A 988-nucleotide genomic window follows, 5' to 3' on the forward strand; every position below is an offset into this window, starting at 1 on the left:
CTCAATATTAATGATAAAAAATAATTCCTTTCATTGACTGTCATTATTGCAGCTACGATGAAGCATACGATAGGCACAGTTTTTTCTCCTTTTCTCGTCTATTCACCAAACCGTTTAGTACTTGACCGCCAGCTTTATTCCAACGAGGAAACTCATTACATGCCGCTTTATAATTACCTTGATTTAGGTATTTATACATTGTCGAATCCCTCATTTTTGTACAGCCAATATTAAATGTAATCGACGTGACCGCATCAAAAACCGATTGCGGGAGATGAAAACCATTAGCGTACCGGTTAACGCATCGCTCCGCTGTTTTAATGTCATTAACCCAACGCTTAGCTATCTCTTCATCTGAGTAGCTTCTATGCTCAATATTACTGCCCGTTGAACCAATGCCCACCGTCAACACGTTTGCCGGGCAGTAATAAGGCTCGCGTACACATGATTCCGCATGACCGATAATTTCTAGTCCTGTTTTACTCGTCCTAATTTCATCTGGGTAGTTGGCGCTAACAATACCAATTATGGCTGAAACACTACAAACCGTTTTGGTCGCTAGTTTTGTTGTGCTTCTCATATCTTGCTCTCTTAAGTTTTTTTATGATAAAAATTGCTGTGTTTATTCCCATCAGTAACTCTTTCTTATCGCTATGAATAATATAATATCGATAGTAATGGTGATATTGTTTAGACCAATGCCCCTCTTGCCCCAAAAATACGATAAGAGTGATAACTGACTTTCTCTATTCGTTACCATAAGATAAATTAATGAGGAGGTAGCGTACTAGACTAGCTATATTTAATTGTGCGCGTCTCTTGTACTGCTATCGATTTACTGCGTAAGTAAGATAACTTAATATGTAGACATAAAAAAACCGACTCTCGTCGGCTTTCTGTTTTTGCATTAATTAAATTATATCGGGTACAAACAGGTTATTATAGGTCGCCATTAATTGGCGTTTAAAAGTGAGTGAATTGATTTTAA

General features: G+C 37.4%; 1 protein-coding gene. It reads right to left on the reverse strand.

The features are described from left to right. Window positions 1-52: 52 nt before the first annotated feature. Window positions 53-580, reverse strand: a complete 528-nt coding sequence (locus O970_RS08935) for a lysozyme (protein ID WP_133459361.1) — start codon at window positions 578-580, stop codon at window positions 53-55. Between the last annotated feature and the right edge of the window lie 408 nt (window positions 581-988).

This window comes from Candidatus Schmidhempelia bombi str. Bimp (assembly GCF_000471645.3).
In the GTDB taxonomy this organism is placed as follows: domain Bacteria; phylum Pseudomonadota; class Gammaproteobacteria; order Enterobacterales; family Orbaceae; genus Utexia; species Utexia bombi.